Here is a 21,825-nt window from a genome sequence, read left to right on the forward strand (position 1 = left end):
GTTGGCCCCATGTCCCCACGCACTCCCGCCGGTTCCTCCCGGGTCACGCTCATCACCGACGCCGCACTCGCGCTTCTCGCCGAACGCGGCATGCGAGGACTTACCCACCGAGCGGTGGACGAGCGCGCGGGCCTCCCGCAGGGGTCGACGTCCAACTACGCCCGCACCCGGCAGTCCCTCCTGGAGGCGACGGTGCGACGGCTGGCCGAGCGCGAGGCCCAGGTGCTCGCACCGGGGGATCTCCCGGTCCCCGGCGAGCGGCGGGCGGCGAGCGACACGGCGTCGGGGGCGGACGGCACGGCCGGGATCGCACGGGGACCCGCCGCCGCGGCCACGCCCGGCGATCCGGCCGCACCGCCCGCCACCCCGGGCCCCGACGCCCTGGTCGCCGCACTCGCGCTGGCCCTCCACCGCTATCTGACCCACCATGCGGACCTGCTCGTCTGCCGCTACGAGCTCGCCCTGGAGGCCACGCGCCGCCCCGGACTGCGCGCGTTCTACGACGCCACAGGCCGCCAGTTCCGCGAACCGCTGGAGGCACTCATGGCGGCGGCCGGATCGCCGGAGCCGGAACGGCACGCACTGTCCCTGGTGGCCTGGTGCGAGGGGCTGATGTTCTCGTGCGCCGCGGGCGCCTACCACCGCTCCGTCCCGACCGAGGCGGAACTGCGCACCGGCTTCGGCGAGCTGTTGAGCGGCATGCTGGGCGCCGCCGACGCCCCCGGCCGGGCGGAGCCGCCCGGGGCCGCGACACGCGAGGCGTCACGCTGACCGGGTCACTCGTGCGGAGCAATCCGGGCTCACCGGTTCGCCCGACGGCCCGTCCGCACCCCAGAGTGGATCAGGTGCATCGAACCAGAACCACCGTGAAACTCCTGGTCGGCGTGGCCGTCACGGCCCTGTCCGGGTGCGTCTCCGTGCCACCGCAGCCGAGCGCACCGCCGCGCCCGGAGAGCAGCCGGCCGGCGCAGGACCTGGCCCCGCAGGTCGTCCGGCCCCCGGTACGCGACACCCTGGAAGCGCTGCCGGAGCCGAAGTCCTCGCCTTCGGCCTCCCGGAGGACGGCCCAGGCGCCTCCCGCCACACGCCGCGAGGGCCCGCGGCCCCCGCGGCAGCCGCGCCCCGGCCAGATCCGCCCGCAGCCGCGCCGGGCCGCGCCGCCCGTCCCCGCGCCCGCGTTGCCGGCGCCCGTCACCCCGGGGGAGGTGTGCGCGCTCGGCCGCGGGTACGGGCACTGGCCCGCGGGCAGCCCGCAGTCCCGGATCTGCGACGACACCTACGGCCGCCGCTGAGACGGCGGGCCGGCAGATCCGCGGGCGGAACCCGGGCGGGCCACCGGTCAGAGCTCCCGCAGCCGCCGCTCCAGCCGTCCGATGGCCGCCCGGACGCCTCCCCCGTACCCGTCGTCCATGCCGTCGTGTGCGAGGACGTCCGACGCCGCCCGGGCCCGCTCCAGGTGGATCCGGGCGGCGGCGGGACGCCGGAGCTTCACGTAGTCCGCCGCGAGGTTGAGGTGCAGCGAGGGGAAGAAGGCCCGCACCGCGAGCGCGTCCCGGTGCCGGGCCCTGCCCTCACCGGTCAGCACCTGTGCGGCCGAGAAGGCCCGCAGGTCCCAGACCAGTTCGTCGCACGGATCGTCCTGGGTGTCGGCCATGTAGTGCGCGAGAGTGCACCGGTGCAGGGCGTCGCCGCTCTCGCCGATCTCCGCCCAGAGCGCACCGAAGCGGTTGCGGGCCTCCTCCCGGTCACCACCGTGGAGCAACATGATCGCCTGGCCGATTCTGGTCATGACGACGTCCTGCGACGCCTGCTGCTGCTCCGTCACGCGGTCTCCCTCGCACCTGTCCGCCCATGACCGGCCGATCGGTTTCGGCCTGCCCCGGCTGACCACCGGCGGAACCGCACCATGTGTGACGATTCCGCCCGGTCGCAGCCGGTTCGACGCTAGTCTCCGTGGCGGACATCCGCATGCAGGCTCCGGCGCGCCCTCAGCCCAGGTCGGGGATGCGCCAGTCGATGGGCCGGTGCCCCTGCGCCGCGACCGCCTCGTTGATCTGCGTGAACGGGCGCGAGCCGAAGAACTTCTTCGCGGAAAGCGGCGAGGGGTGCGCACCCTTCACCACCACGTGGCGCTCCTCGTCGATCAGCGGAAGCTTCTTCTGCGCGTAGTTGCCCCAGAGCACGAAGACCGCGGGGTCGGGCCGGACGGCGACGGCGCGGATCACGGCATCGGTGAACTTCTCCCAGCCCTTGCCCTTGTGGGAGTTGGCCTCGCCCGCGCGCACCGTCAGCACCGCGTTGAGGAGCAGCACGCCCTGCTCGGCCCAGGGCATCAGATACCCGTTGTCCGGGACCGGCAGGCCGAGCTCCTCCTTCATCTCCTTGTAGATGTTGCGCAGGGAGGGCGGCGTCTTCACACCCGGCCGCACGGAGAAGCACAGGCCGTGCCCCTGCCCCTCGCCGTGGTACGGATCCTGGCCGAGGACCAGGACCTTCACCCTGTCGTACGGGGTCGCCTCAAGAGCCGCGAACACCTGCTCCCGGGGCGGGTAGACCGGCCCGTCGGCCCGCTCCTTCTCGACGAATTCGGTGAGCTCCCTGAAGTAGGGGCTCTCGAGCTCCTCGCCGAGGACGCCGCGCCAGGACTCGGGCAGCGGGTAGGTGTCGGTCACGTCAACAACCTCCGGTAAGCAATCGTTTCCTGCCTCAGAACCTACCGGGGGCCACTGACAACGGACTCCGGGGAGCCCGCCGGGGCGGGGAGGGCCTGGCCGCGCCCCGACCCTCGGCCCGCTACCAGCTGGCCTTGCGGTACAGCTCCCACATCTGCATCACCGTCTGCGGGTCCAGGGCGCGCTCGCCGCCGCCGATGTCCTCGCGAGCCGCGACGTAGAGCTTGCCCTGCCACAGCGGCAGCAGCCGGACGTCGTCGACCAGGATCGCCTGGGCCCGTTCGAACTGCTGGCTGACCGCGCCGCGGTCGCTCTCCTTGCGGGACTGGGGCAGCACCTCGTTCGTGATCTCGTTCTTCACGTAGGGCATGCCCGTGACGCTGTCCTTGCCGACGAACGGGGCGATGAAGTTGTCGGGGTCCGGGAAGTCCGGGAACCAGCCTCGGCCGAAGACGGGGTACTCACCCTTGGTGAAGCCTTCCTGGAAGGTCTTCCACGGCTTGCTCTTCAGGGTGATCCTGAACAGTCCGGAAGCCTCCAGCTGGCGCTTGAGCTCGGCGAACTCGGGCGCCGTCGACGAGCCGTAGCGGTCGGTCGTGAACCAGAACGTCAGGGCGACGGGCTCGGTGATGCCCGCCTTGGTGAGGATCTTCTGCGCCTTCTTGCGGTCCGGGTCGCCGAACGTGTCGAAGAAGCTGGTCGTGTGCCCCGCGATGCCCTTGGGGACCATGGAGTAGAGCGGCTCGGCGGTCCCTCGGTAGACCTTGGCCACCAGGGCGTCACGGTCCACGAGCTGGGCTATCGCGCGCCGGACGGCCGGGTTCCCGGCCGCCGGGTCCTCCGGGTTGAACACCAGGAAGCGGATGTCGGCGCCGACCGTCTCGACGAGTTGGAGATCGCTGTTCTTCTTCTTGTTGTCCTCGAGATCGACGACCTCCTCGGCGGACAGCCCGCGGTAGGTGGCGTCGATCTCGCCCTTCCTGAGGGCCGGGACCAGAGCGGCGGAGTCCTTGAAGTACCGGATGGTCACCGCGTCGTTCTTGCGGTCGGCGAAGCCCTTGTAGTCGGGGTTCTTCACCAGCTCCGAGCGGTCCCCCGGCTCGTACGCGTCCAGCAGGTAGGGTCCGGACCCGGTCACCTTGCCGTCGTCGCGGATCTTGTGCGCCGAGTAGGCGCTGGGCGCGACCAGCGACATGGCGGGCGTGGCCAGCACGAACGGGAAGGTGGCGTCCGGCTTGCTGAGGTGGAAGATGACGACGTCGTCGCCCTTGGTCTCCACCCGGTCGAGCGAGCCGAGCATTCCGACCGGGCCGCCCTTGACCGCGATGGACCTGATCCGGTCGATGGAGAACTTCACGGCCTCGGCGTCGAGCTTGTCGCCGTTGGAGAACTTCAGCCCGGCACGGAGCTGACAGCGGTAGGCGGTGCTGGTGTTGTCCGTGAACCGGCAGTTGTCCGCGGCGTCGGGCTCGGGGCTCGTGCTGCCGGTGGGGAAGCTCACCAGAGTCTGGAATACGTTGCGCATCAGCTCCCAGGAGCCGTCCCAGGCCGCGGCGGGATCGAGCGTGGACGGCGAGCTGGTGGTCCCGACCGCCAGCTTCTGTTCGACGTCCGAACCACCGCCGGGAAGCAGACCGCATCCGGCCAGCAGAGAAAGGGAAGCAAGGGCTGCAGCAGCCTGCAGACTGGCCCGGTAGAACACGCGCACGCTCCTCGATCAGCCATGGGTCGGCAGACCATACCGCAGTGCCCCGCCGGGTCAATCCGGTGGCCCGACGGGGCACTTGAGTCAATCAGGGCCAAACCGGCCCAGGCCGATCTCAGCCCACGCCGGCATTCAGGAAAATCCCGCCGTCGACCACGAGGGTCTGGCCGGTGATCCAGTCGGACTGGCTCGACGTGAGGAAGGCGGCGGCCCCGCCGATGTCCGCCGGGACACCGAGCCGGCCCAGCGGGTAGGCGGCCGCCGCCTCGGCCTCGCGGCCCTCGTACAGCGCCTGCGCGAACCTGGTCTTCACGACCGCCGGGGCGATCGAATTGACCCGGACGACCGGCGCGAACTCGTGCGCGAGCTGCAGGGTCAGATTGACCATGGCCGCCTTGCTGATGCCGTACGCGCCGATGAACGGCGAGGCCGAGAGACCCGCGACGGAGGCGATGTTGACGATCGCCCCGCCGTTCTCCTTCTGCCACGCCTTCCAGGTCTGCTGCGCGAAGCCGAGCGCCGAGATCACGTTCGTCTCGAAGACCTTGCGGACCACCTGGAGATCGAGCTCGGCGATCGGTCCGAAGACCGGGTTGGTGCCGGCGTTGTTGACCAGGAAGTCGACCCGGCCGAACGCCTCCATCGTGCGCTCGACGGCCGCCGCCTGGTGCGCCTCGTCGTGGGCCTTGCCGGGGACGCCGATGACCCGGTCGGATCCGAGCGCCTCGACGGCCTCCTTCAGCGCGTCCTCGCCGCGTCCGGTGATGCATACCCGGTCGCCGCGTGCGACGAGCGCCTCGGCGATGCCGTAACCGATCCCCCGGCTCGCACCGGTGATCAGCGCGACCTTGCCACTGTCCTGCACAGTCATGATGTCCGCAGCCCTTCGGGTCAGTTGAGCGGTCCGCCGGCGACGTACATGACCTGGCCCGAGACGAAGCCCGCGTCGTCGCCCGAGAAGAAGGCGATGGCGTTGGCGATGTCCTCGGGGAAGCCGACGCGCTGCACCGGGATCTGGGTGGCGGCGGCGGCCTGGAACTCCTCGAAGCCCATGCCGACGCGGGCCGCGGTCTGCGCGGTCATCTCGGTGACGATGAAGCCGGGCGCGACGGCGTTGGCGGTGATGCCGAACTTGCCGAGCTCCTTGGCGAGCGTCTTGGTGAAGCCCTGCAGACCCGCCTTGACGGCGGCGTAGTTGGCCTGGCCGCGGTTGCCGAGGGCCGAGGAGGAGGACAGCGAGACGATCCGGCCGAACTTGGCGTCCACCATGTGCTTCTGGACGGCCTTGGCCATCAGGAACGCGCCCTTGAGGTGCACGTTCATCACGATGTCCCAGTCGGACTCGCTCATCTTGAAGAGCAGGTTGTCGCGGAGCACGCCCGCGTTGTTGACGAGGATCGTGGGGGCGCCGAGCTCGGCGGCGACGCGTGCGACGGCGGCCTCGACCTGGGCGCTGTCCGACACGTCGCAGCCGACGGCGAGGGCCCGGCCGCCGGCGGCGGTGATCTTCTCGACGGTGTCCTTGCAGGCCGCTTCGTCGAGGTCGAGTACGGCGACGGCGCGGCCCTCGGCCGCCAGGCGTACCGCGGTGGCGGCACCGATGCCCCGTGCGGCTCCCGTCACGATGGCTACGCGCTGCTCGGTGGTGGACATGCTTGGCTCTCCTCGCCCTTGGGTCGCGGCTCAGCGGACGTCAGGTCGTTCCCGCGAGAACGTTCCCGATAACTGAGCAACCGCTTAGTACCTTCAGCAGACGAGACGCTAGAAGCCCTGGCACCCGGTGTCAACGGCCCACGGACGCAGCGGCGCATGTCACACCGGACGGCGCCGCCCCCGCGGGGGCGGAGGCGGCGCCGGAGGGGTGAGCTCAGCGCACCAGCAGGTCGAGGAGTCGTTCGACCTCGGCGGCCGGATCGGTGGTCAGGCCGCTGTGCACCGGGCTCGGCTGGATGACGGTCGAGCGCGGGGCGATGAGCCAGCGGAAGCGCCGTCCGGCGTCGTCCCCGGCCGCCTGGCCCGCGTCCGTACCACCGCGGCAGACGCCCTCGACGGCGTACAGGGCGGCTCGTACCCCGGTCACGTCGGCGCCGGGGTCCAGCGCCCGGAGCTTGGCCTCGTCGAGTACGGTGCGGGCGGCGACGAACCCCTTGGCGCGGCAGTAGACCACCACCCCGGCGTTGAAGAACTCGCCGCGATGGACCCGCGGCACCACGCGCAGGAGGGCGTATTCGAAGACATCGCGCTTGCTCACGGCCGGCCGCCCTTTTCGCTGTTCTCGTGGTCATGCCGCGGGGGAAGGCGTTCGGTGAGCCAGCCCGGTGCCTGGGACGGCTTGGACGCGGTCGGCGCGTCCAGGGTGATCCGCTCGTGGATGGTGGCGGCACGCGGCAGCAGCGCCTCCACGTAGGCCCGGCGCAGCTGGTCCGTCGACTCGAAGCCCGGCTCGTCCACCAGCCACGCGTCGGGGACGTCGGCCGCGACCTCGGTGAGCAGCTCCTCGGTCACCAGCGGGGCGAGCTCGGCCGCGGCCGCCGCGACGTCGGGCCGGAAGGGTGCCAGCGCGTGGTCGGACGCGTTGTACGGCTTGGCCGCGGAGGCCTGGGCGCCGGGCCAGTTGTGGTGCCAGATCATGGTGGCGCCGTGGTCGATGAGCCACAGGTCGCCGTGCCAGACGAGCATGTTCGGATTGCGCCAGGAGCGGTCGACGTTGTTGATCAGCGCGTCGAACCAGACGACGCGTCCGGCCTCGCGCGGGTCCACCTGGTAGGCCAGCGAGTCGAACCCGAGGGATCCGGGAAGGAAGTCCATCCCGAGGTTGAGCCCGCCGCTGGCCTTGAGCAGCTCCTGCACCTCCTGGTCGGGTTCGGCGAGACCGATCACGGGGTCCAGCTCGATCTGCACGAGATCGGGGACGCGCAGCCCGAGCCGCCGCCCGAGCTGTCCGCAGATGACCTCGGCGACGAGCGTCTTGCGGCCCTGCCCGGCTCCGGTGAACTTCATGACGTACGTACCGAAGTCGTCGGCCTCGACGATCCCGGGGAGCGAGCCGCCCTCACGCAGGGGCGTGACGTAGCGGGTCGCGGTGACTTCTGTCAGCATTTCGCCAGGCTATACGGCTCGGCGCCGCGGAGATCGTCCCCGTCGTGGCCGTCACGGCGCTCCGCGCGTACGGTCGGCCGCGTCCGCCCCTGGCCGGCGGTCAGTCCCGGGGCAGGAGACTCCCGAGGGGCCCGAGGTCGAGGTTGAGATCCTCCGGACGCACTCCATGCTGCTCGCACAGCTCGGTCATGCGCTGGTCGAGCAGCATGAGCGTGGTGCCGATCTCCTCGGTCTGCTCGTCGGTGAGGTCGCCCTGGTCGATACGGCGCAGCGCCTGCCGTTCCATGAGCTGACGAAGCAGCTCGACCACGGTGAGGACCAGGGTGACGAGGTCCCGCCCCATCTGCTCGGAGTCGAGGTCGACTCGTGAGGACGTCACAGCGGCCCGCTGTCCGCCCACGGCGCGGGCACGCGTTCGTTGACGGACGAGAGCAGCGCATGCAACGACAACCGTACGAGCGGGACGTCGGCGATGGCGATGACCAAGTCCCCGCTGATGACGACCCCCGTCGCCAGGACCCGGTCCAGAAGATCCACCAACGGCACCCCGATGGGACCGCTGAGGGCGCCCTGGCTGTCCCATGGAACGGCATCGTGCGTCATGAATCACACCTCGCCCACGAAGGAGTAGGGGACCCACGGGCCGGAGACCTCGATGTCCGCGCCGGTGCGTGCTCGCAGACCAGCTGCCAGTGCCTGAAGTTCGTCGGACCGGTCCTCGGCGACCAGATAGGTGGCGTTGAGCACCTGAACCCTGGTCCCGCCCGCGGTTCCCTGGCCGTGCGGCCGGAGCCGACGGGACGCTTTGGCGAGACGGCTCACGTCCGCGTCCACGGCTTCCGCGATGCGGAGGGAGTCCTCCTGCCGCTGTTCACGGTGCGCCCGCTGGTTCCGTTTGCGATCGAGATACGCCCGTCCCGCTCCCGGGGCCGGACGGGCCCGCTCGACGGGGGCGCTCGGCCGGAGCGCCGGAGCGGCGTCCCCGCCGCCCGGCAGCGACGGCGCGAACACCTTCACGCCCCACTCGGCATGGTGCTCGATCCGCTTCAGGGCGGTGTGGAAGCGCGCCGCCTCGTCGTTCAGCGCGCGTCTGGCCCGGTCTTCCCCCTGGTACAGGGTGGCCAGCGGCAGAGGCACCGTGGGCGCGTGGCCGGCGACCGCGGACACGACCGCGTGGTGGGCGCGGGCGTACCGCTCGAGTTCGACCGCGTCCGAGAGCCGCTCCTGCCAGGCCGCGTCCGTGAACTCGGCCGCCGCCACGGTCTGTACGACCGCGGTGAGAGGCCCCAGGGAGAGCGTACGGACAGGCTCGTCACGGGTGACCCCGGTGACCGCACCGAGGGCCAGGGGGGCCTCGGTACGGCAGACCGCGTACACGTAGATGGCGTGCGCACCCGGAGTCCCGGGGCCGCGCTCCGGCATGTGCTTCCGTCCTTCCTCGGTCATCACTCGGACGAAGACCTCTCATCGGACTTGGATTCGAGTGCCTCCAGGCGCTCACGCAGTTCGCGGTTCTCGTCCTGCAGGGCGTTGCGTGCCGCCTTGGAGCTGAGCGCCGGATCGGTTTCCCACCAGTCGATGCCGGCCTTCTTCGCGGTGTCCACGGACGCCACGAACAGGCGCAGCCGGATCGTGAGCAGCTCGATGTCGAGCAGGTCGATCTTGATGTCGCCGGCGATCACGATGCCCTTGTCGAGGACGCGTTCGAGGATGTCGGCGAGATTGGTGGTCTGCGGCCCGGGGACAGGGGACACGTCGTGCCTGAAGTCGAGGTCGGTCACCGGGCCCTCCGCGAGCGCTGCTTGGCCGCCCGCCTCCGGGGCGGCGCCTCGTCTTCTTCGTCCTCTTCGTCCTCGTCCTCGTCCTCCTCGTCCTCGTCCTCTTCGTCCTCGCCTTCTTCTTCCTCCTCCTCGTCCTCGTCCTCGTCCTCCTCGTCCTCTTCGTCTTCGTCTTCGTCCGTCAGCTGGCCGTCCTCTTCGTCCTCTTCATCCCACTCGCCCTCGTCCTCGCCCTCGCCCTCGTCCTCGTTCTCAGCCCCGTCCTCGTTCTCCTCGTCCTCGCCGTCCGCACCTTCCTCGTCCTGCGCTTCTTCCTCTTCCATGGCCTCGTCGTGGGACTTGACGACCTCTCCGTCGCGGATCTCACCGCGCCACGCTTCCGGTTCCTCGTCGGTGAGGGTGACGTACCGCTGGAAGTGCTTGAAGTCGAGCCGCACGCGGCGCCCTTGTGCGCGCCAGAGGTTTCCCGTCTTCTCGAAGAACCCCGACGGGTAGTACTCCATGACCAGAACGATGCGTGTGAGGGAGGGGGCGAGCTCGTGAAAGCTGACGGCGCCCCGCGTGGTGCCCTTGGCCCCCTCGGACGTCCATACGATGCGTTCGTCGGGCACCTGTTCCTGAACGGTGGCCTTGAAACTGCGGGACGACGGACCGACCTTGACCTTCCAGTCGCTGGACGTCTCGTCCTCCGTCGAAACGTCCCGCACGCCCTTGGCGAAACTGCTGAACTTGTCGTACTGGGTCCAGTGGTCGTAGGCGGTCCGCAGGGGTACTCCCACATCGAGCACCTCGACGATGTTCATGACCTTGCCACCGCTCGCCTTGCGCTTGCCCTTCCCCCCGCCGCCGAAGGTCTCCTTCGCCTTGTCGACGACGTTGTCCTTGACGCCCTTGGCCTTCTCCGAGACGAAGGCCTTCACCGGGGAATCACCCTGGAGGACGCGGGAACCGATAGCGGGCAGAGAGCCGCCGTTCTCCGCGGAATCGGTCAGCTGTCCCGTGAGGTCCGTCAGCTTCTCCCCCGCCTTTCCGGCGAGTTTCTCCACCTGCGCGCTGAGGAATGCGGACAGTTCCTCGCGGAGCCTGTCCGCGCCGGACTCTTCTGACTCGGGCTGTGCGTTCTCTGTCCTGGCCATGACTCGCTACCTCCGAGGGCTCGTGCGCTTGGATGCAGCCCGCTTCGCTGACGACGAGCCACCCGCTGCTGTCTTCTTGGCGGCCGTCTTCCTGGCCGTGCCCTTCTTGGCCGGGGCCGTCTTCTTCGCCGTCGTCTTCTTCGGCGTCGTCTTCTTGGCCGGGGCCGTCTTCTTGGCGGCCGTCTTCTTGGCAGCCGTCTTCTTGGCGGGGGCGGACCTCTTCGAAGCCGCCTTCTTGGCCGGCGCCGACTTCTTGGCCGCAGCCTTCTTGGCCGCACCCTTCTTGGCAGGGGCGGTCTTCTTGGCCGGGGCCGTCTTCTTCGCAGCCGTCTTCCTGGCCGGGGCGGACCTCTTCGACGCCGCCTTCTTCTCCTGGGAGGCCTTGCCGTCCTCAGCGCCCTTGGCCCTTCCCGATCCGGTCTGCCGGGAGGAGCGCTTTCTCGGCCGTTCCTCGGCGGGCTCCTCCTCGGGCTCTTCCTCTTCCTCTTCCTCCTCGGGCTCCTCTTCCTCCTCGGGCTCCTCTTCCTCGGGCCCTTCCTCCTCGGGCTCCTCTTCCTCGGGCCCTTCCTCCTCGGGCCCTTCCTCCTCGGGCCCTTCCTCCTCGGGCTCCTCCGCGTCCTCGTACTCGTCCTCCGGGGCGCCCTCGTCCACGGGCTCCTCTTCGTCCTCGTACTGGTCGTCCTCGCCCTCGTACTCGTCGTCGTACTCAGCGCCTTCTTCGTCCGGCGCCTCTTCGTCCTCGTACTCGTCGTCCTCGCCCTCATCGCCCTCGTCACTCGGCGGTTCGGTGAGACGGGCGGTGCGGTCGCTGATCGCGTCGGCCAGCGAGCCCATGCTCCGGTTGGCAGCAGCGGTCACGGCCTTACGGCCGGCGTCGAGGAGTTCGCCCCGCAGCTGATCCTGAAGCTCCGCGAACTGGGGAACCTCTCCGAGGCGTCGCATGCCCTCGGCGGCGAGCTGGCGGGGCTCCAGGCCGAACCGCCGGCCGGCCAGATAGGTGCCGACGGTAAGGGCGAGTCGCCCCTTCTTGGTCCGGCCCAGCACATAGCCGCCCACCAGCGCGGCCGCGAGAGTCACTTTGGTCTGGTCTTCCATGAGCACGTCACCTTCGATCTAGGTGCGCCGGTCCGACCCGTGCGGCGTGAAGCCGGTCCAGCAGCCGTTCTTCTTCCCGTTCGAACTCCTCGAGACTGATGTCTCCGGCCTCCAGTTCCTGGTTGAGTACGGCCAACTGCGTACGCAGGACGGCTGGGTCGTGCAATTCGCGCTCAGCGGCGTCGTTGAGCTTCTCCGCCACCCAGACCACGCCCCGCACCGGTGCGAGGGGGAGGGTGAGCAGCCCGGTGATGAGTCCCACGTCAGACCCCGCCCACCGGCACGGGGCGCGCCCCGGGCGAAACGAAGCTGTAGCAGGGGAGCGGGCCGGCAAGGCGGAGTTCCACGTGCTCCCGATGGACCTCCGCGAACTTCCGTGCCCTGCCGAGGAAGGCGTCGGCATCGGCGTGGTCCACGAGGAACGACATGTTGAGCGCGCATCCCGAGACCTCCGGGCCGGCGGCCACCGCCCGCGCACGGGAAGCCAGTTCACGCGCGATGCGCTGGCCTGCCGTGGCCGCCCTGCGCGTGAGGGCGGCGGCGATGGCTTCGCCCAGCCGGAGGCTGGCCTCGTAGCCGGGGTGGCGCCGCGCGGCCTCGCGGAGCTGCCGTACGTTCTTCTCCTCGGCGACGAGGGCCGGCAGCGCGTTCTGCGCCGGAAGTGCCTTGAGGTTGATCTCGGTGCGGCCCGCAAGACGGTCCAGGGTGGCGGCGTGCTCGCTTTCGGCCGAGACCACCTGCTGGAGGACCGTCCCCTCGTCCGGAGCGACCATGCCGAACCGCATGGGCAGCACCGGCCCCTCGGCGGACAGCCGCAACAGCAGGTCCTGGTGCGCCAGGAGGTCGCGGCGCCGTGCCCGGAGCTGCGGGGGCGCGTCGCTGACGACCGCGCCGAGGAGCCCCTGTCTGATCATCCGCACGGGCGCGGGCGGGGATCCCACGCCACCGGCCCCGTGCGGGAGCGCCGTCGCCGCCCGCACGATCGCGTAGACGTACACGCCCTCGGCCACCACGCTCAGGCCTCCACACGTCGTCGGCCGCTGCTGCTGCTCCGCGCGGGAGCCCGCCGCTTCTTCGGCCGCTCGCGAGACTCGTCCTCGTCCTCGTCGTTCGCCCCGCCGCCCACGGCCTTCTTCACGGTGTCGCCCACCGTCTCGGCGGCGCCGCGCACCTTGCGCTTGCCGACGGACTTGGCCACACCGCCGCCGAGGAGTTCGGGGATGGTGGTACTGCCGGAGTCACGTTCCAGGTCCAGGCGGTTGCACGCCTCGGCGAACCGCAGGTACGTGTCCACACTCGCGACGACGATGCGCGCGTCTATCTTCAGGATCTCGATCCCGACCAGCGAGACGCGGATGAACACGTCGATGACCATGCCGCGGTCGAGAATCAGTTCCAGTACGTCGTACAACGTGCCGGCGCGGGGCGGGCAGGCCACAACTTCGTCGGAGTACGTGGTCGCGCTCATGGAACGTCCTTCCAGCAGGGGAGCGGAAACGGATCACTCGTCGGCTGCACCACGTCGGTAGCGCCGGACCCTGCGGTATTCCAGGAGCTCACCGGCCCGATCGAGCTGCACCTCGTACGAGGCGAGGAGGCTTGTGGTGTCGGGAATCCGTGGAACTTCCAGAACGTCCACCACCACACACCAGCCGTCGTCGGAACGCCGGACAGCGGACACACCCTCCGTGGGGTGACCGATCAGCCCCTCCAGGGTCTGGCAGGCAGCGTTGGCTGCGTGCTCGGGGCCCCGGGCCGATTCCGCGCGGCTGGCGGCCGCCGTCTTGGAACTCCCGGCGTGTGTGCGACGTTCTTGTGCCATAAAGCCAGTCTGGCCACTCCCACGCGTCCCGCATCTTGAGCGAAGCCATCGGAGCGGGAGGGTGCCCGGTGGCGGCGGTGCGGGTGCGGGCGGGCGCGCCGCCGCGTGTCAGGAGGCGCCGTACACCGGCTGCGGGGGCTCGGCCGCGGCCAGCAGACCGGACACCGCCTCTCCGGCCTCCGCCGGGGTCCAGCGGGCGCCCCTGTCGGCGGTGGGGCCGGGCCGCCAGCCCTCCATCACGGTGATCCTCCCGGCCTCGGTCTCGAAGACCCGGCCGCTCACCCCGGCGGACGCGGCGGAGCCCAGCCACACGACGAGCGGGGAGACGTTCTCCGGGGCCATCGCGTCGAAGACGCCCTCTCCGGGGGCCGCCATCGTCTCGGCGAACGTCGTCTCGGTCATCCGGGTCCGGGCGGCCGGGGCGATCGCGTTGACCTGGACTCCGTAACGCCCCATCTCGGCGGCGGCCACCAGAGTCAGCCCGACGATGCCCGCCTTGGCGGCCGCGTAGTTGCCCTGGCCGACACTGCCCAGCAGCCCAGCCCCGGAACCGGTGTTGACGACCCGGGCCACCGGCGTCCGTCCGGCCTTCGCCTCGGCGCGCCAGTGCACCGCCGCGTGCTTGAGCGGCAGGAAGTGACCCTTGAGGTGGACGCGCATCACCGCGTCCCAGTCGCACTCCTCCAGGTTGACCAGCATCCGGTCACGGAGGAATCCGGCGTTGTTGACGAGCGTGTCGAGCCGGCCGAAGGAGTCGAGCGCGGTGGCGACGAGCGAGGCGGCGCCCTCGGACGTGGCGATGTCCCCGTGGTGGGCGACCGCCTCGCCGCCGGCCGCCCGGATCTCCTTCACGACCTCCTGGGCGGGGCCGGCCCCCCGGCCCGAGCCGTCGAGGCCGACGCCCAGATCGTTGACGACGACTTTCGCGCCCTCCGCGGCGAAGGCCAGGGCGTGGGCACGGCCGAGTCCGCGGCCGGCGCCGGTGACGACGGCGACGCGGCCGGCGCACAGGGCGGTCGGTGAGGTCATGACGAGTGTCCTTTCGCTGGACGGCGAGGGGCGACGGCGGGCGGCGGGCGGAAGGAACACGGCGCCGGTGCCGCGGAGCGGCATGACGCCCTCCCGCGGCGTTCGTATCGCTGCTACCTTTTGGACCTAACAAACGTTAGGTCGAAAGGCGGCACTGGAAAGGTAGCTGATCTGCCCATGGGTGTCTCCACCTCCGTCCCGGACGATGGCGTCGCCGTCGTCACCGTGGACTACCCTCCGGTCAACGCCCTGCCCGTACAGGGCTGGTACGACCTGGCCGCGGCGGTACGCGCCGCCGGCGCCGACCGGAACATCCGCTGTGTGGTGCTCACCGCCGAGGGGCGCGGCTTCAACGCGGGCGTGGACATCAAGGAGATGCAGCGCTCCGAAGGACCCGAGGCGTTGATCGGCGCCAACCGGGGCTGCTTCGAGGCCTTCGCGGCGGTCTACGAGTGCGAGGTCCCCGTCGTCGCCGCCGTGCACGGCTTCTGCCTGGGCGGCGGCATCGGTCTGGCCGGCAACGCGGACGTGATCGTGGCGGCGGACGACGCGGTCTTCGGCCTCCCGGAACTCGACCGCGGGGCGCTCGGCGCCGCCACCCACCTGGCCCGGCTGGTCCCGCAGCACCTGATGCGGACCCTGTACTACACCTCGCGCACCGTTCCCGCCGGGGAACTGCACCGGCACGGCTCGGTGTTCAGCGTCGTGCCGCGCGAGCAGCTCACCGGGGCCGCACTGGAGCTCGCCGGGGAGATCGCCGCGAAGGACGGCTACCTCATCCGGCTGGCCAAGGCCGCCATCAACGGCATCGACCCCGTCGACGTACGCCGCAGCTACCGCTTCGAGCAGGGCTTCACCTTCGAGGCCAACCTCAGCGGCGTCGCCGGCCGGGTGCGCGACACCTTCGGTGCGGACAAGGAGCAGCAGACGTGACCCAGGACAAGACGATGACGGCCGACGACGTCGCCGGCCGGCTGGAAAGCGGCATGACGATCGGGATCGGCGGCTGGGGGTCGCGCCGCAAGCCGATGGCCCTGGTACGGGCGCTGCTGCGCTCGGATCTCACGGAGCTGACCGTGGTCTCGTACGGGGGCCCGGACGTGGGTCTCCTCGCGGCGGCGGGCAGGATCCGCAAGCTCATCACGGCCTTCGGGACGCTCGACTCGATCCCGCTGGAGCCGCACTTCACGGCGGCCCGGCAGCGCGGCGCCTTCGAGATGGTCGAGCTGGACGAGGCGATGATGATGTGGGGCCTGACGGCGGGCGCGCAGCGGCTGCCGTTCATGCCGGTCCGCGCCGGACTGGGTTCGGACCTGATGAGGGTCAACCCGGCGCTGCGCACGGTCACTTCCCCCTACGACGACGGGGAGACGCTGGTCGCGGCCCCGGCGCTGCGGCTGGACGCGGCCCTGGTCCACCTCAACCGTTCCGACGCGCAGGGCAACGCCCAGTACCTGGGCCCCGACCCCTACTTCGACGACCTGTTCTGCGAGGCCGCCGACCAGGGTTTCGTGTCCTGCGAACGGATCGTGGAGACGGCGGATCTGCTGAAGGAGCAGGGACCGCAGACGCTCCTGATCCAGCGGATGTTCGTGGACGGGGTCGTCGAGACACCCCGCGGCGCGCACTTCACCTCCTGCGTGCCCGACCACGACCGCGACGAGACCTTTCAGCGCGCCTATGTCCGGGCCGCCCGCGACCCCGGGGCCTGGCCCGCCTTCGTCGCCCGGTTCCTGTCCGGGGACGAGGCCGCCTACCAGGCCGCCGTCACGGCGTTCCACGAGGAGGAAGCATGAGCGGCACCGGAACGACCGGCATCCCCCCGGCGACGCGCGCCGAGTACTGCGTGGTGGCCTGCGCCGAGGCCTGGCGGGGCGCGGGCGAGATACTCGCCAGCCCGATGGGCATCGTTCCGGCCATCGGGGCGCGGCTGGCGAGGCTGACGTTCTCCCCCGGACTGCTGCTGACCGACGGGGAGGCGCTGCTGATGGCCGACACTCCCGCGATGGGAGTGCGGCCGGGGAGCGTCGAGGGCTGGCTGCCGTTCCGCCGGCACCTGACGCTGACCGCCACCGGCCGCCGGCACGTGATGATGGGCGCCGGCCAGATCGACCGGCACGGCAACCAGAACATCTCCTGCATCGGGGACTGGGCCCGCCCCGCGCGCCAGCTGCTCGGGGTGCGCGGAGCCCCCGTCAACACCCTGAACAACCCGACGAGTTACTGGGTGTCCAAGCACTCGGCGCGGGTGTTCGTGGAGCACGTCGACATGGTCAGCGGGGTCGGGTACGACCGGGCGGCCGAGGCCGGCCCCTCCGCGACCCGTTTCCACCGGATCCCCGAAGTCATCAGCGATCTGGGCGTCTTCGACTTCGAGACCCCCGACCGCACGATGCGGCTGCGCTCCCTCCACCCCGGGGTCGGCCTCGAACAGGTCGCCGAAGCGACCGGGTTCGTACTCACCGTCCCCGACGAGGTGCCCTTCACCCGGGACCCCACGGAGGACGAACTCCGGCTGATCCGCGACGTCATCGACCCGAAGGGGCTGCGCGAGCGCGAGGTGCCGGCGTGACCGGGCCCGCCCCGTTCCCGACCGCACTCACCGAGCTGACCGGGGTGCGGTACCCGATCGTGCAGACCGGAATGGGCTGGGTGGCCGGCCCCCGGCTCGTGTCGGCCTCCGCCAACGCGGGGGCACTCGGCATCCTGGCCTCCGCGACGATGACCGTCGGGCAGCTCCGCACGGCGGTCCGCGAGGTCAAGTCCCGTACCGGCGCCCCGTTCGGCGTCAATCTGCGGGCGGACGCGGGCGACGCGGGCGAGCGGGTCAAGATCCTCATCGACGAGGGGGTCCGGGTGGCGTCCTTCGCACTGGCCCCCTCACGGGACCTCATCGTGCGGCTCAAGGACGCCGGCGTCATCGTCATCCCCTCCGTCGGCGCCCGCCGGCACGCGGAGAAGGTCGCCGCGTGGGGAGCCGACGCGGTGATGGTGCAGGGCGGCGAGGGCGGCGGACACACCGGCGAGGTGGCCACCACGGTGCTGCTCCCCCAGGTGGTGGACGCCGTCGGCATCCCGGTGATCGCGGCGGGCGGCTTCCACGACGGCCGCGGTCTGGTCGCGGCGCTCGCCTACGGGGCGGCCGGCATCGGCATGGGCACCCGCTTCCTGCTGACCTCCGACAGCACCGTCCCCGACGCGGTGAAGGCGAAGTACCTGGCCGCCACCGTCAAGGACGTCACGGTGACGGACCGGGTGGACGGCCTGCCGCACCGCATGCTGCGTACCGCCATGGTCGACTCGCTGGAGCGGTCCGGCCGGGCCGCCTCCCTGCTCCGGGCGCTGCGGCACGCCTCGGCCTTCCGGAGGGAGACCCGGACCAGCTGGCACCGGCTGCTCCGCGACGGGATGGCGATGAGGCACGGCAGGGAACTGACCTGGAGCCAGGTGCTGCTGGCCGCCAACACCCCGATGCTGCTCAAGGCCTCGCTGGTCGAGGGACGGACCGACATCGGGGTGATGGCCTCGGGCCAGGTGGCGGGCGTGATCGGGGATCTGCCGTCCTGTTCGGAGCTGGTCGCACGCGTCATGGACGAGGCGCGGGCCGTACTGAAGGCGCTGCCCGCGCCGGGCTGACCGCGTGTGCGGGGGGCGGTCCCGGACGGTCAGGGCCTCACAGCTTCTCCGTCAGCAGCTCGTGCATCGTCGCGATGAACGGGTCCGTCCTGTGCACCCGCCGGGTGCACATCGCGGCCAGGGCCGTACCGGTGTCGGGGCGGAAGCCGAGGAACATCTGCTGTCCGAGCGTGGCCCCCGCGTGAAAGCAGACGGGCCCGCGCGGTGACGGATGGCGGAACCAGGTGAGCGTGTGCGTATGGGCGTGCCGCAGTCCGCGCCGCAACAGCGGGGTGCGTACGTCCGCGAACGCGGCGGTCAGCGGATGCGTGGGCGCGGCGGTCCCCGGGAGGTGGGCTTCCAGGAACGTGAGCAGGTCCGTGGGCGTCGCCCGGACCGCTCCGGCGGCGTGGAAGCCGCCGGTGTCCAGGGCGGGCAGCGGTCTGCCGTCGCGCCGGTGCCCCACGGCGTCGCCGGGCGGCGGCCCCGGGCGCAGTCGCGTGCCGTGCAGGCGGAGCGGGTCCAGCACCTCCTGCTGGAGCAGCGTCTCCCAGGGCGTGCCGGTGGCTGCGGCCAGGGTGTGGCCGAGTACGGAGACCGCGAAGTTCGAGTAGTGCCAGCGGGTGCCCGGCCGGTGGCGGGGGCGGGCGCGCAGGAAGGCCCGGACGACGCGGTCGGCCGGGTAGCGGCTGTAGGGCGCGGTGGTCCACCGGGGTAGCGCCTGCGGGTAGAAGTCGGCGGGCAGCGACGGGAGGCCCGAGGTGTGCGTGATCAGATGGCGCAGGGTGATGGCGTGCACGGAGGGGTGCACCGGGTGGCCGGGGGCCAGCAGTTCGGCCGCCGAGTCCTCGTACCGCAGACGGCCCGCCGCGACGAGTGCGGCCAGGAGCAGCCCGGTGAAGGGCTTGGACGCGGAACCCAGCTCGTAGCGGGGCGCGTCGTCCGGCGTCACGGGCCCGTCGAGCCGGTAGGTGCGCCGGGACCGGTGGCTGAGAGCGATCACGAGGCCGGGTGCGTCGACCGTCCGGGCGGCATCGGCCAGCAGGCGGGCCCGCTCCCCGTCGCTCTGGGACGGACGGCCCGCGGAGGTCCGGCGGACCTCCTGGGGGGCCGTCACGCGGAGACCGGGGCAGCGAGGTCCGACAGGGCGCGGGACAGGGCCAGCGCCGACGCGAACGCCGCCACCAGCGTGGGGTGGTAGACGAGGTCGAAGACGGAGCCCTCGTCGCCTTCGGGCATGCCGCCCATCACCGGCATCGCCCCGTCCGGCTGCTGGGCCCCGGCGAATCCCTCCCAGGCCGCCGGGTCGAGGGTCGGCTCCGGGAGGCAGGCGTCGACGACGAGCAGTTCGCCCAGCAGGTCCCAGCGCCCGAGGTCGAGCCAGTCGTCGAGCCACACCGGCAGCCAGAGGGCGAGGTAGTCCGCCACGTCGGCGGGCAGCCCGGCCGGGTTGGCGCCCCAGTCGGTCAGATGGAAGACCGTGTGGGTGATGTCGTAGCCGATGTTCCCCTCGACCGTCCAGGGTTCGGGCCGCTTGGACAGCCAGGTGCGCCGGTACGCCTCGTCGGCCGGCATGCTCGGCTCCAGCCCGAACCGCCGCTCCATGTTGCTGAGTCCGAGCCGGCGGACCGGGACGACCTCCAGCGCGCCCCAGCTGTTCAGCTGGTGGTTCAGCCGGACGGCCGCCTCCAGGGACGGCTCGCGGTACCCCAGCTCCCGGAACGGTACGTAGACCTCCATCGGTACGGGACAGAGCGGTTCGCGCCGCTGGCCGTCGAGCAGCCGGCTCCCCGAGCCCAGCAGTTCGTGCCAGGCGTGGTCGAGGAGCTTGCGTGCCAGGTCGGCCTGGCGGGAGCCCGCGACCCCTTCCCGGAAGATGACCGTGCTGATGAGAGCCAGTTCGCCGAGCGGCTTGAACCGGTCCAGGACGCCCACCTCGGGAGGCGGGTCGTCGTCCAGCCGGAATCCGGCCCGGTGCTCGTACAGCCAGTCCAGGGCCCGCGCCCCCACGTCATGGATCTGCTGGATGCCGCTCATGCGGCAGCTCCCTTCGTGCGGCCGGTGCGGCTCGTGCGACGGCTCCCGTCCCCCGCTGGGGCGGCATCCGCCCGGTGGGTGGTGAGCCGCTTGAGGGACAGCGCGGCGGCGAACGCGGTCACCAGGGTGGAGTGGTAGCAGGCGAGGAAGGGGTACGGGTCGGGACCGGGACCCGCGTCGCCCTGCCGGGCCGTCTCCGGCCGGTCGTCTGCGTACGCGGCCTGCTTGGCGGTGTCCGGCCGGTCGTCTGCGGCAGGCGTCGGGGCCGGCGGGACCGTGGGGCCCGTCTCCGGTACGGCACCGCTCGGGGCCTGCGCGGCGGCGAGCGCGGGCCAGGCCGCGTCCAGCAGCTCCGTGGGCGGCGGCCCCGGCAGGGCCGCGGCGACCGCGAGCAGTTCGCCGGTCAGATCCCACTGCCGGCTCTCCAGACAGCCGTCGATCCAGGGCGGCAGCCAGGCTCGCAGGTAGGCGTCGACGTCGACGGGCATCCGCTCGGGGAGGCAGCACCAGTCCGTGATGTGGAAGACGGTGTGGGTCAGCGCGTACCCGGACGGCCCCTCGAACATCCACGGTTCGGACAGCCCGCCCAGCCAGGTGCGCGCGAGGACCTCGCCGGCGTCGGCGTGCGGGGCGGCGCCGACCCGGCGCTCCGAGTTGATGAGTCCCAGTTCCCGGTTGGCCTGCTGCTCGGTGTGGGCCCATCCCCTGGTCGCGGAGAGCGTCCCGGCCAGACGCTCGAAGCCCTCGTTGCGCAGTCCGTATCCGGCGAAGGCCGCGTAGATCTCGTACGGGTACGCGGCGAAGGGCTCGGCGCGCAGCAGCTCCAGCAGCAGGTCCCCCGCGTGCACCTGGTCCCACGCGAACGCGATGAGGTCCCCGGCCGCCTGGTGTTCAGGGGCGTCCGGGGTGGTGCTGCGGTGGATCGTGGTGGAGAGCTGGGCCAGTTCGCCGAGGGGTTTGAGGGTGCGGTTGACCTCGATGTGCGGCTCCAGCACGTCCGGGGGGAGTTCGAAACCCGAACGGTGGGCGTCGGCCCATCCGAGCGCCTTGCGCAGGACGCCGGGCAGGACGGACAGCGCCGCGCCGGTCGTGCCGCCGGGGGCGATGGCCACCGATGCCGTCACCGCGCCCGCCCTTCGCTCATCAGCCGGGCGGCCCGGACGTGCAGCGCGACCCGGGGGTCCGGGCCGCCCATGAGCTCGACGAAGTCGAGTCCCCGGTCCAGGCCCAGGGTGTCGGGCAGGCCGTCCAGCGCGGCCAGCCAGCGGCCGACGCCCGCGGCCTGGAGCCAGTTGCGCCGCCGCACCGCGCGGACGAACCCCCGGGACAGGTCCACGACCCGGTGGGCGGCCGCCCGGTGCACGGCCGACGAGGCGGCGGGGACGGCGAGGGGGGCCAGCACGGAGAGCTGATGGCTGAAGGCCTGCCAGGCGGCCCCTTCGAGCCACGCGGCGTTCGGCTCGTCGCCGCCGGGTGCGACGGCCGGCGGGCGGCCCGGGACCGACGCCGTCCGGTGCAGGGCGGACAGCATGCCCCAGTGGCTCCAGACCGCGGCGTCGGAGGCGTCCGGCCGGGGCGGGAACTCCCGCACGGCACGGTGGAGCACGGCGATGTCTCCGGGATGCGGATGGTGCCCGTGGAGCACACTCGGCAGAAGCAGATCGGCCCCGATGACGCGGACCGCGGCGATTCCCGTCCGGTTGTCCTCGTCGATTCCGGCCGCACCGCACACCGTGGCGAGGTGGTCCCCGCTCCGAAGAGCGAGGACCACCTCTGTTGCCAGGTCATGCACGGCACCCGCCAGGGGGGACGAAGCATGTGACTGGTTCATGTGCTA

Annotated in this window: 27 protein-coding genes and 1 pseudogene; 6 read left to right on the forward strand and 22 right to left on the reverse strand. The window is 71.6% G+C overall.

What is annotated here, in order from left to right; genetic code table 11:
* The first annotated feature begins 9 nt into the window (after positions 1 to 9).
* Positions 10 to 771 carry a TetR/AcrR family transcriptional regulator gene (locus E6R60_RS11230; RefSeq protein WP_136326314.1) on the forward strand — a complete coding sequence of 254 codons (762 nt, stop codon included), beginning with the start codon at positions 10 to 12 and terminating at the stop codon, positions 769 to 771.
* A 74-nt stretch (positions 772 to 845) separates the two neighbouring features.
* Entirely contained in the window at positions 846 to 1,292 is a 447-nt protein-coding gene (locus E6R60_RS11235) for a hypothetical protein (RefSeq protein WP_240802502.1), read from the forward strand.
* Positions 1,293 to 1,339: 47 nt separating this feature from the next.
* On the opposite strand, the gene E6R60_RS11240 is transcribed toward E6R60_RS11235, so the two are convergent.
* The 18 genes and pseudogenes from E6R60_RS11240 to E6R60_RS11325 all read right to left on the reverse strand — a co-directional run bounded on the left by E6R60_RS11240 (position 1,340) and on the right by E6R60_RS11325 (position 14,336).
* On the reverse strand, positions 1,340 to 1,825 hold the full coding sequence (locus E6R60_RS11240) for a hypothetical protein (protein ID WP_136326315.1): 486 nt from the start codon (positions 1,823 to 1,825) through the stop codon (positions 1,340 to 1,342).
* A gap of 163 nt (positions 1,826 to 1,988) precedes the next feature.
* Positions 1,989 to 2,672 carry a uracil-DNA glycosylase gene (locus E6R60_RS11245; RefSeq protein ID WP_136326316.1) on the reverse strand — a complete coding sequence of 228 codons (684 nt, stop codon included), beginning with the start codon at positions 2,670 to 2,672 and terminating at the stop codon, positions 1,989 to 1,991.
* 121 nt (positions 2,673 to 2,793) lie between these two features.
* Positions 2,794 to 4,374: an ABC transporter substrate-binding protein gene (locus tag E6R60_RS11250; protein ID WP_136326317.1), complete on the reverse strand. Its 1,581-nt coding sequence runs from the start codon at positions 4,372 to 4,374 to the stop codon at positions 2,794 to 2,796.
* A gap of 118 nt (positions 4,375 to 4,492) precedes the next feature.
* On the reverse strand, positions 4,493 to 5,248 hold the full coding sequence (locus E6R60_RS11255; protein ID WP_136326318.1) for an SDR family oxidoreductase: 756 nt from the start codon (positions 5,246 to 5,248) through the stop codon (positions 4,493 to 4,495).
* Positions 5,249 to 5,268: 20 nt separating this feature from the next.
* Positions 5,269 to 6,030 (reverse strand): 3-oxoacyl-ACP reductase FabG, encoded by a 762-nt coding sequence (gene fabG, locus E6R60_RS11260; RefSeq protein ID WP_136326319.1) that lies wholly within the window; start codon positions 6,028 to 6,030, stop codon positions 5,269 to 5,271.
* 214 nt (positions 6,031 to 6,244) lie between these two features.
* Complete coding sequence (locus E6R60_RS11265) at positions 6,245 to 6,628, reverse strand: DUF3037 domain-containing protein (RefSeq protein ID WP_136326320.1); 384 nt, start codon at positions 6,626 to 6,628, stop codon at positions 6,245 to 6,247.
* Positions 6,625 to 7,476 (reverse strand): HipA family kinase, encoded by an 852-nt coding sequence (locus E6R60_RS11270; RefSeq protein ID WP_136326321.1) that lies wholly within the window; start codon positions 7,474 to 7,476, stop codon positions 6,625 to 6,627. Before E6R60_RS11270 ends, E6R60_RS11265 begins: the two co-directional genes overlap by 4 nt.
* Before the next feature lie 100 nt (positions 7,477 to 7,576).
* Positions 7,577 to 7,855, reverse strand: a complete 279-nt coding sequence (locus E6R60_RS11275; RefSeq protein ID WP_136326322.1) for a gas vesicle protein K — start codon at positions 7,853 to 7,855, stop codon at positions 7,577 to 7,579.
* Positions 7,856 to 7,957: 102 nt separating this feature from the next.
* Positions 7,958 to 8,059 (reverse strand): annotated as a pseudogene (locus E6R60_RS37940) (hypothetical protein); the annotation flags it as partial.
* A 23-nt stretch (positions 8,060 to 8,082) separates the two neighbouring features.
* Positions 8,083 to 8,898 carry a GvpL/GvpF family gas vesicle protein gene (locus E6R60_RS11285; RefSeq protein ID WP_136326324.1) on the reverse strand — a complete coding sequence of 272 codons (816 nt, stop codon included), beginning with the start codon at positions 8,896 to 8,898 and terminating at the stop codon, positions 8,083 to 8,085.
* A 23-nt stretch (positions 8,899 to 8,921) separates the two neighbouring features.
* Positions 8,922 to 9,257: a gas vesicle protein gene (locus E6R60_RS11290; protein ID WP_136326325.1), complete on the reverse strand. Its 336-nt coding sequence runs from the start codon at positions 9,255 to 9,257 to the stop codon at positions 8,922 to 8,924.
* Positions 9,254 to 10,390 carry an SRPBCC family protein gene (locus tag E6R60_RS11295; RefSeq protein ID WP_136326326.1) on the reverse strand — a complete coding sequence of 379 codons (1,137 nt, stop codon included), beginning with the start codon at positions 10,388 to 10,390 and terminating at the stop codon, positions 9,254 to 9,256. Before E6R60_RS11295 ends, E6R60_RS11290 begins: the two co-directional genes overlap by 4 nt.
* A gap of 6 nt (positions 10,391 to 10,396) precedes the next feature.
* Positions 10,397 to 11,485: a histone protein gene (locus tag E6R60_RS11300; protein ID WP_136326327.1), complete on the reverse strand. Its 1,089-nt coding sequence runs from the start codon at positions 11,483 to 11,485 to the stop codon at positions 10,397 to 10,399.
* A gap of 7 nt (positions 11,486 to 11,492) precedes the next feature.
* Positions 11,493 to 11,747: a gas vesicle protein GvpG gene (locus E6R60_RS11305; RefSeq protein ID WP_136326328.1), complete on the reverse strand. Its 255-nt coding sequence runs from the start codon at positions 11,745 to 11,747 to the stop codon at positions 11,493 to 11,495.
* 1 nt (position 11,748) lies between these two features.
* Positions 11,749 to 12,498 carry a GvpL/GvpF family gas vesicle protein gene (locus tag E6R60_RS11310; protein WP_136326329.1) on the reverse strand — a complete coding sequence of 250 codons (750 nt, stop codon included), beginning with the start codon at positions 12,496 to 12,498 and terminating at the stop codon, positions 11,749 to 11,751.
* Positions 12,499 to 12,500: 2 nt separating this feature from the next.
* Positions 12,501 to 12,953, reverse strand: a complete 453-nt coding sequence (locus tag E6R60_RS11315; RefSeq protein WP_136326330.1) for a gas vesicle structural protein GvpA — start codon at positions 12,951 to 12,953, stop codon at positions 12,501 to 12,503.
* Positions 12,954 to 12,986: 33 nt separating this feature from the next.
* Entirely contained in the window at positions 12,987 to 13,307 is a 321-nt protein-coding gene (locus E6R60_RS11320; protein WP_136326331.1) for a gas vesicle protein, read from the reverse strand.
* Positions 13,308 to 13,415: 108 nt separating this feature from the next.
* A complete protein-coding gene (locus tag E6R60_RS11325) occupies positions 13,416 to 14,336 on the reverse strand; it encodes an SDR family oxidoreductase (protein WP_136326332.1) in 921 nt (306 codons plus the stop codon).
* Positions 14,337 to 14,513: 177 nt separating this feature from the next.
* On the opposite strand from E6R60_RS11325, the gene E6R60_RS11330 reads away from it, so the two are divergent.
* Genes E6R60_RS11330 through E6R60_RS11345 form a run of 4 tightly spaced genes read left to right on the forward strand, consistent with a single transcriptional unit; the run spans position 14,514 to position 17,972 of the window.
* Entirely contained in the window at positions 14,514 to 15,269 is a 756-nt protein-coding gene (locus E6R60_RS11330; RefSeq protein WP_136326333.1) for an enoyl-CoA hydratase family protein, read from the forward strand.
* A gap of 14 nt (positions 15,270 to 15,283) precedes the next feature.
* Positions 15,284 to 16,132, forward strand: a complete 849-nt coding sequence (locus E6R60_RS11335; protein WP_136326423.1) for a CoA-transferase — start codon at positions 15,284 to 15,286, stop codon at positions 16,130 to 16,132.
* The gene (locus E6R60_RS11340; RefSeq protein WP_136326334.1) at positions 16,129 to 16,908 is read left to right on the forward strand and encodes a CoA-transferase; all 780 of its coding nucleotides are present in this window, start codon (positions 16,129 to 16,131) and stop codon (positions 16,906 to 16,908) included. Before E6R60_RS11335 ends, E6R60_RS11340 begins: the two co-directional genes overlap by 4 nt.
* On the forward strand, positions 16,905 to 17,972 hold the full coding sequence (locus E6R60_RS11345) for a nitronate monooxygenase (RefSeq protein ID WP_136326335.1): 1,068 nt from the start codon (positions 16,905 to 16,907) through the stop codon (positions 17,970 to 17,972). Before E6R60_RS11340 ends, E6R60_RS11345 begins: the two co-directional genes overlap by 4 nt.
* Positions 17,973 to 18,009: 37 nt before the next feature.
* Here E6R60_RS11345 and E6R60_RS11350 read toward each other — a convergent pair whose 3' ends face one another.
* The 4 genes from E6R60_RS11350 to E6R60_RS11365 all read right to left on the reverse strand — a co-directional run bounded on the left by E6R60_RS11350 (position 18,010) and on the right by E6R60_RS11365 (position 21,819).
* Positions 18,010 to 18,996 carry a beta-lactamase family protein gene (locus E6R60_RS11350; RefSeq protein WP_240802512.1) on the reverse strand — a complete coding sequence of 329 codons (987 nt, stop codon included), beginning with the start codon at positions 18,994 to 18,996 and terminating at the stop codon, positions 18,010 to 18,012.
* Positions 18,997 to 19,064: 68 nt separating this feature from the next.
* Positions 19,065 to 19,988 (reverse strand): hypothetical protein, encoded by a 924-nt coding sequence (locus E6R60_RS11355; RefSeq protein ID WP_136326337.1) that lies wholly within the window; start codon positions 19,986 to 19,988, stop codon positions 19,065 to 19,067.
* Positions 19,985 to 21,112 (reverse strand): hypothetical protein, encoded by a 1,128-nt coding sequence (locus tag E6R60_RS11360; protein WP_240802503.1) that lies wholly within the window; start codon positions 21,110 to 21,112, stop codon positions 19,985 to 19,987. The genes E6R60_RS11355 and E6R60_RS11360 overlap by 4 nt, the downstream gene beginning before the upstream one ends.
* Positions 21,109 to 21,819 carry a hypothetical protein gene (locus E6R60_RS11365; RefSeq protein ID WP_136326338.1) on the reverse strand — a complete coding sequence of 237 codons (711 nt, stop codon included), beginning with the start codon at positions 21,817 to 21,819 and terminating at the stop codon, positions 21,109 to 21,111. The genes E6R60_RS11360 and E6R60_RS11365 overlap by 4 nt, the downstream gene beginning before the upstream one ends.
* Positions 21,820 to 21,825: the final 6 nt, after the last annotated feature.

The sequence above is a fragment of the Streptomyces sp. A0642 genome (assembly GCF_004795105.1).
In the GTDB taxonomy this organism is placed as follows: domain Bacteria; phylum Actinomycetota; class Actinomycetes; order Streptomycetales; family Streptomycetaceae; genus Streptomyces.

Bases quoted from the DNA above. Each gene is read 5' to 3' on its own strand.
- E6R60_RS11340 (WP_136326334.1), top strand. From the start codon at position 16,129: ATGAGCGGCACCGGAACGACCGGCATCCCCCCGGCGACGCGCGCCGAG.
- E6R60_RS11300 (WP_136326327.1), bottom strand. From the start codon at position 11,485: ATGGAAGACCAGACCAAAGTGACTCTCGCGGCCGCGCTGGTGGGCGGC.
- E6R60_RS11335 (WP_136326423.1), top strand. From the start codon at position 15,284: ATGACGGCCGACGACGTCGCCGGCCGGCTGGAAAGCGGCATGACGATC.
- E6R60_RS11255 (WP_136326318.1), bottom strand. From the start codon at position 5,248: ATGACTGTGCAGGACAGTGGCAAGGTCGCGCTGATCACCGGTGCGAGC.
- E6R60_RS11315 (WP_136326330.1), bottom strand. From the start codon at position 12,953: ATGAGCGCGACCACGTACTCCGACGAAGTTGTGGCCTGCCCGCCCCGC.
- E6R60_RS11365 (WP_136326338.1), bottom strand. From the start codon at position 21,819: ATGAACCAGTCACATGCTTCGTCCCCCCTGGCGGGTGCCGTGCATGAC.
- E6R60_RS11285 (WP_136326324.1), bottom strand. From the start codon at position 8,898: ATGCCGGAGCGCGGCCCCGGGACTCCGGGTGCGCACGCCATCTACGTG.
- E6R60_RS11270 (WP_136326321.1), bottom strand. From the start codon at position 7,476: ATGCTGACAGAAGTCACCGCGACCCGCTACGTCACGCCCCTGCGTGAG.
- E6R60_RS11320 (WP_136326331.1), bottom strand. From the start codon at position 13,307: ATGGCACAAGAACGTCGCACACACGCCGGGAGTTCCAAGACGGCGGCC.
- E6R60_RS11355 (WP_136326337.1), bottom strand. From the start codon at position 19,988: ATGAGCGGCATCCAGCAGATCCATGACGTGGGGGCGCGGGCCCTGGAC.
- E6R60_RS11230 (WP_136326314.1), top strand. From the start codon at position 10: ATGTCCCCACGCACTCCCGCCGGTTCCTCCCGGGTCACGCTCATCACC.
- E6R60_RS11295 (WP_136326326.1), bottom strand. From the start codon at position 10,390: ATGGCCAGGACAGAGAACGCACAGCCCGAGTCAGAAGAGTCCGGCGCG.
- E6R60_RS11325 (WP_136326332.1), bottom strand. From the start codon at position 14,336: ATGACCTCACCGACCGCCCTGTGCGCCGGCCGCGTCGCCGTCGTCACC.
- fabG (WP_136326319.1), bottom strand. From the start codon at position 6,030: ATGTCCACCACCGAGCAGCGCGTAGCCATCGTGACGGGAGCCGCACGG.
- E6R60_RS11330 (WP_136326333.1), top strand. From the start codon at position 14,514: ATGGGTGTCTCCACCTCCGTCCCGGACGATGGCGTCGCCGTCGTCACC.